Raw genomic sequence first — 14,501 nt, 5'->3', positions numbered from 1 at the left:
ACGACCTTCGGGTTATGAGCCCGACGAGCTACCAGACTGCTCCATCTCGCGTCCGTTTAAGTGGGGCGAATACTATAGCTCTCAGAAAATATTGCAAGTGTTATTTGCAGTTTTTATTGAATGATAAGCAAATGAAGTGCCAGTTGCTTAAAATTCAAACTAATTTGCTTTGTTTGTCAAAGTTTAACGAAAAGGTGGTGCTTTCTTAATAATTACACTTTGATATTAGAATTTTCTGTGGTGGCCTCAAAAATATAGGCATTGAATTTATTTACTGCCTAATTGATAGGAAGGTCTTGTTATTGTTATTCACTTATAAATTGACTAAAAGATCATTTAATCAATTTATAAGTGAATACTTTCGTTTTAAACGTTATTATTCCCCTCCAATAATTCTTATCAATGTTAATAATGAGGTAATAACAATGGCAAATAAAAATCTTAGGCAAAGTGATTCTGTACTGGAGAATTTAACTGGGTTTAGGCCGAAAACATTTGTGATTGTTATCGCTGTCGCTTATATGTCGGTATTAACACTACCGCCAGTTATTGCTTTTTTGGGTCTACCTAGTGTACCAGCGGTTATTGGTATTATGTTAGTACAGTACTTTCTTTTGTATTATGCGGGTCAACTTCATGGTTCAAGTTTGTTAAGAACAATGAAAGATAATGGCTTTATCGGGTGGATCATGTGGTTGGCTGTTATTTGTATGCTGATGCTACCTATTATTCATCTATTAAGTCTATTTGGCTTAATTAATTAGCTGAAAAATAAAAAACACTAGCAAAATAAATACTTTAATTGTTGTGCTAGTGTTATCGAACAATATATTTAGTATCAGTACGTTGAGCAATTAAGTCGCTGTTATTTTGTATCTGCCTGCTTTTTTGCTCGTTCTGCTCGTAATTTACGCATCTCTTTAGGGTCAGCAATTAAAGGGCGGTATATTTCAATTCGGTCACCTTGTTGCACTATAGTATCCAGTTTACTTGGTTTACTAAAAATACCAACAACGGCTTCACTAGGCACAATTTCAGGAAAATGCTTAACAATACCTGATAACTTTATGCACTGCTCAATGCTTGTGCCTTCCGGTACTTTTAAAGACAGCAATACTTGTTTGTGTGGAAGACCATAAACGACTTCAATATCAATTGTCTGACTCATTGTTTCTACTCTTAATTAATTTTTATTTTACAATCGTATCTCGGTAAATGCTTTTGAGAATGGCAAGGGCTGTTAACGTTCACCATAAATGGCTTTAGCTCTATTGGAAAAAGATTTAACCATTGAGCCAACTAACTCATTAAATATGCGCCCAAAAGCAAGCTCAACTATCTTACTGCTAAATTCAAATTGTAAGTCTAAATTGACTTTACAAGCTTGATCGTCAAGTGCTGTAAAAGTCCAACCGCCACTGAGGTGTTTAAAAGGCCCCTCAACTAGGTTCATCGCAATAGCTTTATTTGCAATTAATGTATTTTCAGTAACAAAAGTTTGACTGATCCCTGCTTTCGAGACTTGAATCGATGCTCTCATCAATTCTGCTTCATCAATTAATACCTTTGTATCATTGCAACCGGGCAAAAACTCAGGGTAAGCATTCACATCGTTTACTAGTTGATACATTTCTTGTGCGCTATACATCAATAGGGCACTTCGCGATACTTGAGCCATCTTTTACCTCTAATAAAAAAGAGCATCTTACTTTAAGTTAAAATAAATTGCGAAAAATGCTTATAAATGAGTGGCTTTTTACGAAATCAAATAGCCATTTAAAAAAACACTCTTTATACTAGAGTCTATGGCTAAAAAAAATTCAAAATCAAAAAACAACGACAATACGATTGCACGTAACAAACGTGCTTCTCATGAATATCACTTAGAAGAACGCTTTGAAGCGGGACTCGAGTTACAAGGGTGGGAGGTAAAAACTTTACGCGCCGGTAAAGCAAATATCGCAGATAGCTATATCTTCTTGAAAAATGGAGAAGCGTGGTTATTAAATTCATCATTTCCGCCATTGATTGCTGCATCATCGCACGTGGTTTGTGATCCTTTACGTTATCGTAAACTATTACTTAAACGACGTGAGCTTGATAACTTAGTAGGTAAAGTAGAGCGTCAAGGGTATTCAATTATTCCCATTTCGCTTTATTGGAAAAAAGCATGGGTTAAAATTTCTTTTGCTTTAGCGAAAGGTAAACAAGATCACGATAAACGAAATGATGTAAAAGATCGTGAATGGAAAGTACAAAAAGAACGTATGATGAAGCATGACGCTCGATAATTGAGCAGTTGGCAAGCTATTTGTTAGATAATACTATCTTGATGCAAATAGCTTTGTTAGACTCAATCTGTTGGTAATTTATTACTAACCATCTGGGGATGATTTAGGACTCGACGAGATTCATGAAACCCAAGGTGCATGCCGAGGTGACGGCTGGCCTCGTAAAAAGCCGTCAAAGTTATAGTTGCAAACGACGATAACTACGCTCTAGCAGCTTAGGCTAGCTAGCCTTCCACCCACGTTTCTCCTATGGGCAGGGATTCGGAAGGTCATTTACATTTGGATAGCGAGGGAACCTTGTTCGAGGGTGAACCGCGAAATAGTATCGGACTCGCTCTTTGCAATCCTGTCTGTCGGAGTGTCGAGAGTTAACTAAAAGATAGACTAAGCATGTAGTACCGAGGACGTAGGTTTTTCGGACGGGGGTTCGACTCCCCCCATCTCCACCACCTCGAGGTCTTAAGAAGACCGTTAAAGACCCGCAACGCCAATAACCAAAGGCCTTGCGGGTTTTTTTATGTCTATAGGTTTTGAAACAGGCTGCTGACCTAGTACTTTAACTAGTACAGTTTCTAGTATCGTAACAATTCAACAAAAGCCGGTACTAGATAATAGCTAGAACAGCATCTTTAATAATACGGAAGTCAAACCAGCTAAACCGATGATGAAACATAGCAAGTTGATCACCAAGAGCTTTTCTGGTGGTGATTATCTCTATATATGTCCAGTCTTTTTGCTTATATTAATACCAATTATATTAAATAAGTGATCTAAATTTTGCGCAGAAAAAATGACTTAGTTTAAGGCGTAATTTGAGTTAAATAGTTGTTCTATTTACGAAAATTACAACGAAGAAATAAGTTATTTTAGCAAGTAAAATAGATCAGTTAATTAGTGTGATTAGTATAAGTAGAAATTTGGGTATTCTTAGATTCGAACTTACTTCATCGAACATATAAAAAACCGCTTTTGTTTAAATACAAAAGCGGTTTTTTTATAGAAGCGGTGAGCTAAGAAGTTAAATATTAACTCTTATTGGATTAATATTTGAAAGCATAATTTAAACCGACTGTTGTGCCTGATGCTGGCAAACGATTCATATCGCCATAGGTGGTTTGGTGGTATACCGTTAGGTAATCTTTATTAAGTAAGTTATAAATCCCATAAGAGACTTCTCCGACAGGGAGTTGTATTTGACCTAATAAATCTAAGGTCATATAACCTGTAATAGCCAATGCACTTGAGTTTGGATCATTTTGTTGATCTTTATAAGCTCTATCATCACCAGCGATGGCTAAAGCTTGTAAACGGATGTTACTACCTCCGTTAAAACTGTATTGAGTAAAGGCAGTTCCTTTTAAGGGAGTTAACCTTACCGCTGATAACTCTAACCAATCTCCATTGTTTTTATATTGCCCACGAGTATAAGCAGCTGTTCCTCCAATTTGCCATTTATCACTCAGGTTATGCGTTAGCGATCCCTCTAAGCCATAAATACGTTCATCTGTATCGATAACTTCTACTGTATAGCTATTAGTAAATCGTACAACTTTATCTGATTCGTTATAAAAGCTACTCAACCTTGCTTTTGTGTCACCATGCTGGCCTTGCCATCCAAACTCAAAGTTATTGGTTGTGATAGGTTGAACGTTATCGGAATTAACTACAAACCCTGCCCGGACATCACGTAGCGCACGCTGTATATCTGCAGTAGTAAAGCCTTGAGAGAAGTTAGCAAATACTTGATCATTTGCAGTTATTTGATAACTAGCGCCTAAATTAAATAAAAATTTATCATGATCTGTTTTTCCTTTTTCAACAGTTCCTGCTTGGTAGTTAGTGGAAGAATCATTAGCGTAATATTCTTCAAGCATTTGCTCATAGATAGGAGTAAAAGCATCTGTTTTTGCTTTAATATTTTGATAACGAATTCCTGCACTGGCATGCCACTTATCCGTTAAATCTATATCTGTATTAATAAAAATACCCAGTTTATCAGTGGTTGTTACTGGGCCTCCATTGTAATTTACTCCATTTTTTTGAGAAGTTAACCCATTGCTAGTAAAGAAACTATTGAAGTCTTGGCCATAGTATATTTGTTCACTTTTTTCTCTCTCAAAATCAGAGCCATAGCTTAGTAGTATATCTTTTCCTGCAAACTGACCTTCTGTTTGCATTACAGCGCGGACTCCCATTACCTCAACTTGAGCCTCTGATTGAGTTATAAAATATGGGTTACCGTAGCCATAGGCAACATAATCAGGTTGTCCAATGACCGTTTTTACAGATGGGTAAAATCTATCTTTTTCGTTTCTATAGTAGCCAGTTACACTTAAATTTGAACCTGCTATGTCAGTGTTATTATAATTTAAATTTATTGATACTTTAGTGGTTTTAGGTTGGTCTTCTATATTTGCACCATCAATAGCATCTAGAGAAGGTGAGGTGCCATATAATACAGCTAAATTATCACCGTAATCTGGGCCATAATCAGTGTCTTGTTGATCGTTGTAATAAGTAACTGCTAGGTCTAGTGTCTGAGTATCTGTTAGATTAACACCTATGCTACCATTAACACTCAAAGAGTTAGTATCTTGTTGGTCTGTTTGGTTTACGTCAGGGCTTATACGGTCGTCATTACTATCAAAGCCCCCACCTTTACTATCGTAATCAATATCAATTCGGCCATACCATTCTTCACCACCATAACCAAGGGTTTGACCAATATGATAGCCTAATGACTCAGAATTAAACTCTCTACTACTGCTTGTACCTATTCTAGTTTCCATAAAGGAACCATAATTATGAAGTGATTTAGTAACAATATTAATAAGACCACCAGATGCACCTGCACCATAAATACTTGTTGCTCCTGAAATAACTTCCACTCGTTCAAGTTGTTCAGGATCAATACTATTTAGTTCGCGTGATAAACTACGAGAACTACTCAATGGGACACCATTAAGTAGATATTGTACAGGTCGTCCATGCATAGTGGTTCCATAATTACTTGTTGAACCACTGCTTGCCCCTAAACTTGGGATTAGCTGCGCTAATATATCACCTATCGTACGATTCCCAGTTGCTTGCATCTGGATTTCTTCTTCATTTATAACTTGTGTAACTGCGGGCATTTCACTAATTTTTTGTGCTAAGACTGTACCGGTCTTTGCTGCATCAGCCGTTACCAAGATAGTATTTATAGAGTCTTCAGGTGTTGTCTCTGCATACAGTTGTTGGCTGATACAAAGAGTAATAATCGACAGAGTAATTTTTTTGCTACTTTTCATATTTACTTCACTTAATTAAGTTCGTTAAATGGCAGCAGAAGTTATACATTGTTAATAATATTACGTCCGCTGTATTATTAATACAGTTTATTGTAAATGATAATTATTATTGATCAATAGTAGGGATATTTAACTTTTAAGTCCTAGGCTCTCATAAAACTTCAATATTTTGTAATGATAAAAAGACAATAAATGGTGGTACTTAACTAATAGGTTTAAAGTGGTTTGTCTTACTTGGAACCTCCGCTGAACCTCTGCCATCAGGCATAATGGGTGCAAATGCTCGTAAGACTTTTTCTGGAATTAAGGAGGGAACGGCTTCTTATAAAGTAGCCATTTTGTACCCTTTTTTTATGATTTTTAAGCCATCCTTTGCTTTCTAACTTTAAGGCTTTTTTATTTAGCCTTTTGGGTTAAAGCCGAAATTACACTTGCTTTGTTGTTCGTTGCCACTTATTTTACTTAACTACAAATTTCTTTATCGTATGGTATATGCACCTAAATAACATATGAGGCTTACTATCAAAATTATATTATTAATCTTAATTACTGCATTTTCAGGAGCGAGTATGGCAGAGCAGAAAATAGACACTTTACCAAAGCATTTAGAGAAAGAGGTTTCTGTAGATCTCAAAGAAAGAACCTTCTATCCAATAATTAAATCAGGTGACTGGGTCGGAATAGATCATGGTGCAGTATATTCTATTTTACTTGGCTCAGAAGAGTCTCCTAAAGTGGTGATTGGTTTTGGTTATGATACTCCTGATAACTTTATTTTTTTGACTCACCAAGATAGTAATGAATTAGATTTAAATACCACAGTACAAGAAGCTTTTACCAACATTGATGCTATGGACGTTACCTTTACTCCTTCCGAAGTGTTAGATAATAAAGTGTTAACCGCTAGTGGAAACCCTTTTAGTAGTGAAGCTATTTTATCTAAAAAGCAAATGCAAAAAGCGCATGATATTTTAAATGCCAAGCAACTACTTGTCTCGATAGCGAGAAGAACAGGTTTAATGGTCGTTGGTAAAGATGCTCCGGAAGAAATATTGAATAATTTTATTTATTTACATAATGATGCGTGGCGTGATGATAGTTACGGTAACGCTGTAATAGCCAACGTGCTTTTTGTTCTTGAGGAAGGTGAGATAGTCGGTTCAATTTCATTGGAATAAAGCAGTTTAATCCTCCTACGAACGATACCGCACAGCTGCTAAAAGCAATTAGTGAAAATATACATCAGCTTTTTAAGCCTGGCGTTGCCTATTATAAAATAGGGATAGGCTTATTAAGTTTAAGCAGTGAAGCAAACCTACAAGGGGATTTATTTTCTCCACCAATAGACAATATCCCGTTAATGAATGTGCTTGATCAAATAAACAATCGATATGGCACTGATACCGGCTTTTTTGCCGCACAAGGTATTGAGGAAAGGTGGTAAATGCGCCGTGAATTATTATCCCCTCAATATACAACCAATTGGCGACACATTCCGAAAATCACTTGTTAAGCCTGTTACAGTGAAAAGTGTATTATTTTGTATATAAAAACCTCAATGGAAAATAGACTCGTTGTTTCTATTTTTAATAAGCCCACTTCATCGACTCATTGCACACCCCGTATCTAGTATCAGTCAAAGACTTTATGTCACTAGTCAGCCACTCTACCACCGAGCCATGGCATCATTATTTATGGTGATTGCTTAGATAACGCATTGAGGTAAATACACAAAATAGAAGTATTAGCAAAACTTTATCTTAAAACACTGGCAATTACATATGGTGCGTCAACTTTAGAAATAATGAAATGCTCTATGTCTTATAAAAATTATAAGGATATGGTCTTCGTTTAGAAAAATAGCTAGGTTTAATTTTTAAACTGAAGCCATTGCTTTCATTGATTCATTGAATAGTGGACGCTTTTCTTTTGTTTAAAATAAAGAAATATTTTACAGCAGCTTTTACAGATAACACCTCTAAAGTACAAAAACATTATGTTAATGAACCTTGTTAAAATGCGATAGGAAAAGAAGATGCCAAAAATACGTAATCATTTAATGCAAAAAATAAATGGTCGTTGCTTAAAGCAGCATGCTCTAGGCTTTAGTCGAGACGCGTTTGATCATATAAACACTCATTTAAAATGGGCGATGCCTCTTTCTTTAGTAAGTACCCAGTATGGGCTTTCTAAAGTGGAGGGGAATGTATGATTATTTCTTCACCGGCTGATTTTCATCGTATGGCAAAAGCAAAGTTACCTCCGTTTTTATTCCATTATATTGAAGGTGGCTCCTTTCAAGAGAATACATTACAACGCAATGTAGACGCATTAAAAGATGTTTCATTGCGTCAACGAATATTAAAGGATATGTCTGATTTAGATCTTAGCCTTGATCTTTTCGGAGAAAAATTAACGTTGCCAATAGCTCTTGCACCTGTTGGTTTAACGGGTATGTATGCAAGGCGAGGTGAAGTTCAAGCGGCAAAAGCTGCTGACAATAAAGGCATTCCTTTTACCATGTCTACTGTTTCCATATGTCCTATTGAAGAGGTTGCGCCAGCGATTCAACGACCTATGTGGTTTCAATTGTATGTTCTCAAAGACCGTGAGTTTATGAAGAATGTATTGGAGCGAGCAAAAGCATCAGGCGTTAAAACCTTAGTATTTACTGTTGATATGCCTGTGCCAGGGGCGCGTTATCGGAATAACCATTCAGGGATGAGTGGCGCCAATGCATCGATTAAACGTGTTTTACAAGCGATGCTTCATCCTAGTTGGGCAATGGATGTGGGTATTAAAGGTAAACCTCATGACCTTGGAAACATTTCAACTTACCTAGGCGCTCCGACACACTTAGAAGATTATATTGGTTGGCTAGGAAAGAATTTTGACCCGACAATTTCCTGGAAAGATTTGGAGTGGATACGAGAGTTTTGGGATGGCCCAATGATAATCAAAGGGGTTTTAGATGAGCAAGATGCAAAAGATGCCGTGCTTTTTGGGGCTGATGGTATTGTCATTTCGAATCATGGGGGCAGGCAGTTGGATGGTGTTATGTCAACCACAGAGGCACTTCCTAAGATTGCTGACAGCGTAAAAGATGATATTAAAATTCTAGTCGATTCAGGTATCCGTAGTGGTTTGGATGTCGTTAAAATGATCGCCCTAGGGGCAGATTGTGCGTTATTGGGACGGTCTTACATCTATGCTTTAGCTTCTCGTGGTGAGGCTGGAGTTGAACAGTTGATCGATTTATATGAAAAAGAGATGCGGGTAGCGATGACACTTACAGGGGCTAAAAGTCTCAGCGATTTAACAACAGATTCTTTAGTAAGAAAATAAAAATCGGGCACTTATTTTTAGGTGCTCTATTGTTAGGTTCACGTTAGTAAGATAACACTACAAGGGAAGTTAAATATGACAAAAGTTAAACATTACAGTAATTATATTAATGGCTCCTTCACGGATAGTCGTAATAGGATTGATGTCTTTAATCCCGCTACAGAAGAGTTAATTTCAACTATTCCTAATTCTGATAATAATGATGTTGATGCCGCTTTAAAGGCCGCAACAGATGCTAAGCGTAAGTGGTCCAGTTTTGCGGCAATTGAAAGAGCAAATTATCTACGCAAAATTGCAAATAAAATTCGTGAAAAAAGTGGCGACTTAGCCAATATCATTAGTGAAGAGCAAGGTAAGACGTTAGAGCTTGCTCTTGTCGAAGTTCAGTTTACTGCTGATTATATGGACTATATGGCTGAATGGGCACGAAGAATTGAAGGTGAAATCATCACCAGTGACAGAGCGGGGGGAAAATATATTTTTGTTTAGAAAACCTGTGGGGGTTGTGGCTGGTATCTTACCTTGGAACTTCCCATTCTTTTTGATTGCACGAAAAATGGCACCCGCTTTAGTAACAGGTAACACCATTGTTATTAAACCCAGTGAAGAAACGCCAAATAATTGTTTTGAATTTACAAAATTAGCTGCTGAAGTCGGGTTACCTGATGGCGTATTTAATGTCATTTCTGGGCGAGGTGATATCGGTGCTGAGCTATCAGGAAGTGCTAAAGTTGATATGATCAGTTTCACTGGTAGTGTTAAAACAGGTGAAAATATCATGGCGGCTGCTGCCCCTAATATTACCAAGTTGAATTTGGAATTAGGAGGTAAGGCTCCTGCTATTGTATTAGACGATGCTGATATTGATATGGCAGTAAAAGCAATTCGCGACTCTAGAGTGATTAACTCAGGACAGGTTTGTAATTGTGCTGAGCGTGTTTATGTTCAACGAGGTGTTGCTGAGGAATTTATTTCAAAAATAACAGATGCAATGAATGAAACTCGCTTTGGTAACCCATTAGTGGATAAAAATATCGATATGGGACCGCTTATCAATAGTCAAGCCGTTATGAAAGTACAAGAAGCAGTGAGTACGGCAATTGCTCAAGGAGCAAAATTGGAATGTGGTGGTACACGGGCTGAGACACCTCAAGGACATTACTTTTTACCTACCGTGTTAAGTGGTTGTGATATGTCCATGGATATTATGAAGGTTGAAACCTTTGGGCCTGTATTACCTATCCAAATCGTAGATTCATTAGATGAAGCGATTGAACATGCTAATAATTGTGATGTTGGATTAACATCATCGATTTTCACAAAAGATCTTTCTAAAGCAATGCATGCAGTGAAAATGTTAGAGTTTGGTGAGACATACATCAATAGAGAGCATTTCGAAGCGATGCAAGGTTACCATGCTGGCATGAGGAAATCAGGTCTTGGTGGCGCTGATGGAAAACATGGTTTATATGAGTTCTTGAGCACGCAGGTGGTATATATGCAGTGCTAAGTTAATATCATAGCGCATAGATCAGTTGTTTTTATGTTTTTTTTGTGGCGACTTTTGTTAGAAAAAGCGTTTAGTATAAATTCAGCTGATCCATTTTTGTTTATGTAAGTTGCAGGCTCATTTTTTGATCAAATCAATCATGCTTAACTTATTTAAGTCATTACCTTAATCTTCATCTTTTTCTTCTCACTCAGTGTGTTTACTTAAAAAATTTTTAAATAAAGACGTAAGATGATTCACCTTAATGAATTAAGGCAATGTGTCTGTCTGGGCCAAAAGCAATAAAATATTCTAACTAAATTGGTTTTTAGTACTTTTAATTAGTTAGATAAATCATTGTATATTGGTATTTTTGATTTTAATGGTGGATTTGTTAAACTAAAATTTATGTGAATAAGTGCTTAATAATCCAATCATTAACTAAAAGGATGTGATACTAATGAAAAAAAATGCGAATGGGTGGGGAGCATTGCTTCTGTCTGGCTCTTTAGCAATAGGGTTAACAGCATGTACAACAACATCTGTTGAGCTGCCTGCATTGAGCGAGAGCAATACAAAATTAACGGGACAGGTTATCTGGCGTGATCTAGTGACTCATAAACCTGCTGAAGCACAGAATTTTTATGAGAATGTATTTGGTTGGCATTTTGATCAATATAGTGATGATTACGCAACCATTACTTATCAAGGTGATTTGATTGGTGGGATGGCTACGTTACCAAGTAGTAATGTTTCTAGTTACTGGTTACCTGTTGTATCAACTGATAACTTGGATAGTAGCTTAGCAAAAGCTGAAGGTGCTGGTGGTAAGGTATTAATTTCAAGTACTGAACTATCAGGCCGTGGTCATATTGGTGTGGTTCGTGACCCTCAAGGTGCGGTTTTTTCTTTAATCGATACTGTCTCTGGCGATCCAGAAAAACTTCCTAAACTATCAGGTAGTTGGATGTGGCAAGAAGTCTGGACTGATAGTGTTGAAAGCAGTTTAGTTTTTTATGAAAAAATTGCTAATTACAAAGCTTTACAACGCTCAGTTAAAGGTAATCATTACCTTTACGTAACAGTGGATGATGCGCCTGCGTTTGGTATTGTGAAAAAACCAAATAGCGAAGTAGCAAGTACGTGGGTTAACTATATCAAGGTCGATGATGTTGATGCTACGTTAGAAAAAGTTAATGCATTTGGTGGTGATGTTCTGATGGCACCAACCGAAGAAGTACGTGGTGGCAGTGTCGCAATTGTGCGTGATCCATCTGGTGCTGGTTTTGTTATACAGGAGGTTGAATAATGAAAATCGTAACGCGTTTTTTACTAGTGGTTGCAGGTGTGATGGTGCTAGCTTCTTGTTCACCTTATGCTAGTTTAGATATTGGTGTGCCATTTAATATTGGCCCTGTTTATGTGAATCCAAGCATTGGTGTTGGTGGTCGTTTATAACGACAACGCTTATTGCTAAAGATAGATAGTAGATAAAATTAAAAGGCTCGCTGGATTGTTTATTCAGCGAGCCTTTTTAATAAATAGAGTACAAGTTAAATTTTTTGAAGCGATGCACTGTTCTTAAAAGATAACAGAATCATTAGTTAACTAATGATTTTACAGGATCTTTTTTAATGTCATCGAGATTGTCTTTTGCATCATTGATGTCATTAGCTTTATCATCAATGTTGTCATTCACGTTATCTGTTTTTTCTTCTATGCTTTTTTTAGCATCTTCAGTTGCGTCACTAACGGCATCTTTTTTATCGTCAACAGCACGCTCTGCAGCTTTTTCTGCTGTACAAGGGCCAGATACACCGGTTGTCGCTTTGACTGCTGCACTGGTTGCAACTTTAGATGTATCACAATCTGGATTAATAATAGCAGCTTGTGACATGCTTAAAGCGAATAGTAGTGTTGAAGTAACAAGTAATAATTTTGTTTTCATTTATTTAATTCCTTTTATACATATTGTTGTTTTTTAGTTTAGAACAATGTGAGGTCCTAGTGGAGTCTTATTTATAATCTAATAACGCAATTTTTATGAAAACTGGGCACTGCTTTGAGCGGCAATGTTATTGGTATTGATTGATAAATGTTATTTAAATAGGTATCTTGCTTGAATGTTCAACCTCAGTAGATTCTCTTATGCATGATTTTTTATATAACCCGCCAACAGAGCCTTGGTTAGATACCATTTATAAAGATAAAGATATGATTGTCTTTAACAAACCTGCGGGTATTTTATCTGTTCCCGGAAGAGATATTGAACGTCATGAAAGTATGTATAGCCGTTTGTTGGAGAAACATCCTAATAGCCATACCGTCCATCGTTTAGACTTAGCCACTTCTGGCGTTATTATATTTGCTTTGAGAAAAGATGCAGAAAGAGCGTTGAAAATGCAATTTCAAGAGCGGGAGACTAAAAAAATCTATTATGCTCGTGTGTTTGGCCATATCAAAGAAGATAGTGGCTGCCTTGATTTCCCATTAAGTAAAGATGTTGATAATCCTCCGCGTCATAAAGTTGATTTAGAAAAAGGTAAGCTTTGTAAAACGTATTATGAAGTGGTTAGCTATGGTAAGCAGAGTACATTGGTGAAGTTAATGCCAGTGACTGGTCGAACTCATCAGTTACGTTTACATATGATGGCATTCGGGCATCCTATTTTGGGAGATGACTTCTATGCCGATCCGCAGGCATTGGCTTTGTCACCACGATTACTATTACATGCGAGTCAAATATCCATTCAACATCCTTATACTAAAAAGAATATTTGTTTTAAAGCAGATGTGCCTTTTATTAGCCCTGTGGGTGAGCAGTAGAGTAGCTGTTTTATTGAGTTTACTTAGTCTTGTGCAATCTATTAAGTAAATAGAGTAAAGGCTGTGCGGGGAAACATTAAGTTAGAGAAATAAAAAAGGTAAAAGACAGTGCTTTTACCTTTTTGTTTTTAGCTGGGTGGCTTTAGCTTAGTAAATTTTTTAAAAGGTCATTTTCTGATTGATAAGGCTTAGCAACCTAACCTTTTTGTTACTATTAAGCTTGGTAACCGCCTTCAATGCCTTTTGTTGTGATAGACACAGCATCATGCGCATGTAAACTTTCATAATGATTAATACGTAACCAGAAATCTTCGAAATCAGCTTGTTGTAATAATGCGTATTGTAGTTGACGAGCTGCATCTTCACAGAACATTAAGTTTTGGCCATTTAACAGTGCAAATTCTTGCTCATCTTCACGTTTTACTGCCGCTTGAACAGGCGTTTTTAACGTCTCTTCAATTAAGTCAATTAAAGCGATAATAGGGAAGTTATCTGCTGATGGTGTCAGTTTTACTTTTACTTCAGCAACACTTCTTTGGCTATGCGGTGTTGCTACAATGCCTTTTGTTGAACCTAACCAGTTAACAATTTCTTCTTTGTTGACTGTTTCTTGCTGTGCATACTGCTCTCTAAATGCTTCTTGAATTAATTGGCGAGCAAGTGCTGCTGAACAAGGACAAGTTGATGAATAAGGTACATCTACCTGTAGTTCATAGTCGTGAACACCGTTGATTAAGCGCCCGATGATCACAACAGGGTAAGCTTTCCAACCACGCTTTTCACTAATAAGTGACTTACGACGTAAATTATAATCAAACGAAATTTTTACAAAGGCTTCTGTGCTTAAATCTTGATGGCTTTCAATAAAGCCGTCTAATAATGCGGTTAACGTTTGTAGTGTTAATTCTGATTCGGTAGAAAGCTCATCTAATTGAAGATATAAGCGAGACATATGGATGCCTTTGGCTTTTGGATCTCCAAGGTTAACAAATACTTCAGCTTTAGCACTGACTTGCTGTGCAGGAAAATTATCTGTCTGTACCATTAATGGCAGTTCAATATTACTCATACCAACACGGTCTAGTTTACCTGCAGTTTGAGCTTGTGCGCTATTTGCGATATCTGGCATTGCCATGTAATACGGCTCCCTTCAACATTATTTGCGTGGATAGATAATTCTATAACGAGGGCGCATTATAGACGTGTTCTGAAAAATTAAAAACCATCAAATACAAAGGTTTTTTCTTAGCTATCGATAAG

At 36.8% G+C, this 14,501-nt stretch carries 15 protein-coding genes, 1 other RNA gene and 1 pseudogene; 12 read left to right on the top strand and 5 right to left on the bottom strand.

The window, feature by feature from the left end:
• Positions 1-425 precede the first annotated feature (425 nt).
• On the top strand, positions 426-764 hold the full coding sequence (locus tag V6256_RS06670) for a hypothetical protein (protein ID WP_341597296.1): 339 nt from the start codon (positions 426-428) through the stop codon (positions 762-764).
• 101 nt (positions 765-865) lie between these two features.
• Here V6256_RS06670 and V6256_RS06665 read toward each other — a convergent pair whose 3' ends face one another.
• Together V6256_RS06665 and V6256_RS06660 are read right to left on the bottom strand one after the other, a co-directional pair.
• Positions 866-1,168 (bottom strand): RnfH family protein, encoded by a 303-nt coding sequence (locus tag V6256_RS06665; RefSeq protein ID WP_341597295.1) that lies wholly within the window; start codon positions 1,166-1,168, stop codon positions 866-868.
• A gap of 72 nt (positions 1,169-1,240) precedes the next feature.
• Positions 1,241-1,678, bottom strand: a complete 438-nt coding sequence (locus V6256_RS06660) for a type II toxin-antitoxin system RatA family toxin (RefSeq protein ID WP_341597294.1) — start codon at positions 1,676-1,678, stop codon at positions 1,241-1,243.
• Between the two features lie 127 nt (positions 1,679-1,805).
• Here V6256_RS06660 and smpB point away from each other — a divergent pair, with 127 nt between their 5' ends.
• Positions 1,806-2,291 (top strand): SsrA-binding protein SmpB, encoded by a 486-nt coding sequence (gene smpB, locus V6256_RS06655; RefSeq protein ID WP_341597293.1) that lies wholly within the window; start codon positions 1,806-1,808, stop codon positions 2,289-2,291.
• A gap of 94 nt (positions 2,292-2,385) precedes the next feature.
• Positions 2,386-2,740: a transfer-messenger RNA gene (gene ssrA, locus V6256_RS06650) on the top strand.
• 591 nt (positions 2,741-3,331) lie between these two features.
• Here the strand turns inward: ssrA and V6256_RS06645 are convergent.
• The gene (locus V6256_RS06645; RefSeq protein ID WP_341597292.1) at positions 3,332-5,581 is read right to left on the bottom strand and encodes a TonB-dependent receptor; all 2,250 of its coding nucleotides are present in this window, start codon (positions 5,579-5,581) and stop codon (positions 3,332-3,334) included.
• 569 nt (positions 5,582-6,150) lie between these two features.
• Here V6256_RS06645 and V6256_RS06640 point away from each other — a divergent pair.
• From V6256_RS06640 to V6256_RS06605, 8 genes and pseudogenes are all read left to right on the top strand, one after another.
• Complete coding sequence (locus V6256_RS06640; RefSeq protein WP_341597291.1) at positions 6,151-6,759, top strand: hypothetical protein; 609 nt, start codon at positions 6,151-6,153, stop codon at positions 6,757-6,759.
• Positions 6,750-7,094, top strand: a pseudogene (locus tag V6256_RS06635) (DUF4113 domain-containing protein). Before V6256_RS06640 ends, V6256_RS06635 begins: the two are co-directional and overlap by 10 nt.
• 522 nt (positions 7,095-7,616) lie before the next feature.
• On the top strand, positions 7,617-7,793 hold the full coding sequence (locus V6256_RS06630) for a hypothetical protein (RefSeq protein WP_341597290.1): 177 nt from the start codon (positions 7,617-7,619) through the stop codon (positions 7,791-7,793).
• Positions 7,790-8,926, top strand: coding sequence for an FMN-dependent L-lactate dehydrogenase LldD (lldD, locus tag V6256_RS06625; protein ID WP_341597289.1), 1,137 nt, complete (start codon positions 7,790-7,792; stop codon positions 8,924-8,926). Before V6256_RS06630 ends, lldD begins: the two co-directional genes overlap by 4 nt.
• Positions 8,927-9,001: 75 nt before the next feature.
• The gene (locus tag V6256_RS06620) at positions 9,002-9,415 is read left to right on the top strand and encodes an aldehyde dehydrogenase family protein (RefSeq protein ID WP_341597288.1); all 414 of its coding nucleotides are present in this window, start codon (positions 9,002-9,004) and stop codon (positions 9,413-9,415) included.
• Positions 9,408-10,436 carry an aldehyde dehydrogenase gene (gene aldA, locus V6256_RS06615; RefSeq protein WP_341597287.1) on the top strand — a complete coding sequence of 343 codons (1,029 nt, stop codon included), beginning with the start codon at positions 9,408-9,410 and terminating at the stop codon, positions 10,434-10,436. Before V6256_RS06620 ends, aldA begins: the two co-directional genes overlap by 8 nt.
• Positions 10,437-10,875: 439 nt before the next feature.
• On the top strand, positions 10,876-11,724 hold the full coding sequence (locus V6256_RS06610; protein ID WP_341597286.1) for a VOC family protein: 849 nt from the start codon (positions 10,876-10,878) through the stop codon (positions 11,722-11,724).
• Positions 11,724-11,873 carry a hypothetical protein gene (locus V6256_RS06605; RefSeq protein ID WP_341597285.1) on the top strand — a complete coding sequence of 50 codons (150 nt, stop codon included), beginning with the start codon at positions 11,724-11,726 and terminating at the stop codon, positions 11,871-11,873. The genes V6256_RS06610 and V6256_RS06605 overlap by 1 nt, the downstream gene beginning before the upstream one ends.
• 142 nt (positions 11,874-12,015) lie before the next feature.
• Here V6256_RS06605 and V6256_RS06600 read toward each other — a convergent pair whose 3' ends face one another.
• Positions 12,016-12,363 (bottom strand): hypothetical protein, encoded by a 348-nt coding sequence (locus V6256_RS06600; protein WP_341597284.1) that lies wholly within the window; start codon positions 12,361-12,363, stop codon positions 12,016-12,018.
• A gap of 200 nt (positions 12,364-12,563) precedes the next feature.
• Between V6256_RS06600 and V6256_RS06595 the strand changes: the two genes are divergently transcribed.
• Complete coding sequence (locus V6256_RS06595; RefSeq protein WP_341597283.1) at positions 12,564-13,241, top strand: pseudouridine synthase; 678 nt, start codon at positions 12,564-12,566, stop codon at positions 13,239-13,241.
• A gap of 214 nt (positions 13,242-13,455) precedes the next feature.
• Here V6256_RS06595 and folE2 read toward each other — a convergent pair whose 3' ends face one another.
• Positions 13,456-14,376, bottom strand: a complete 921-nt coding sequence (folE2, locus tag V6256_RS06590; RefSeq protein WP_341597282.1) for a GTP cyclohydrolase FolE2 — start codon at positions 14,374-14,376, stop codon at positions 13,456-13,458.
• Between the last annotated feature and the right edge of the window lie 125 nt (positions 14,377-14,501).

The organism is Psychromonas aquatilis (assembly GCF_038155185.1).
Classification (GTDB): domain Bacteria; phylum Pseudomonadota; class Gammaproteobacteria; order Enterobacterales; family Psychromonadaceae; genus Psychromonas; species Psychromonas aquatilis.
The sequence above is the reverse complement of the archived record's forward strand: the minus strand, read 5'-3'. Positions and strand labels throughout refer to the sequence as shown.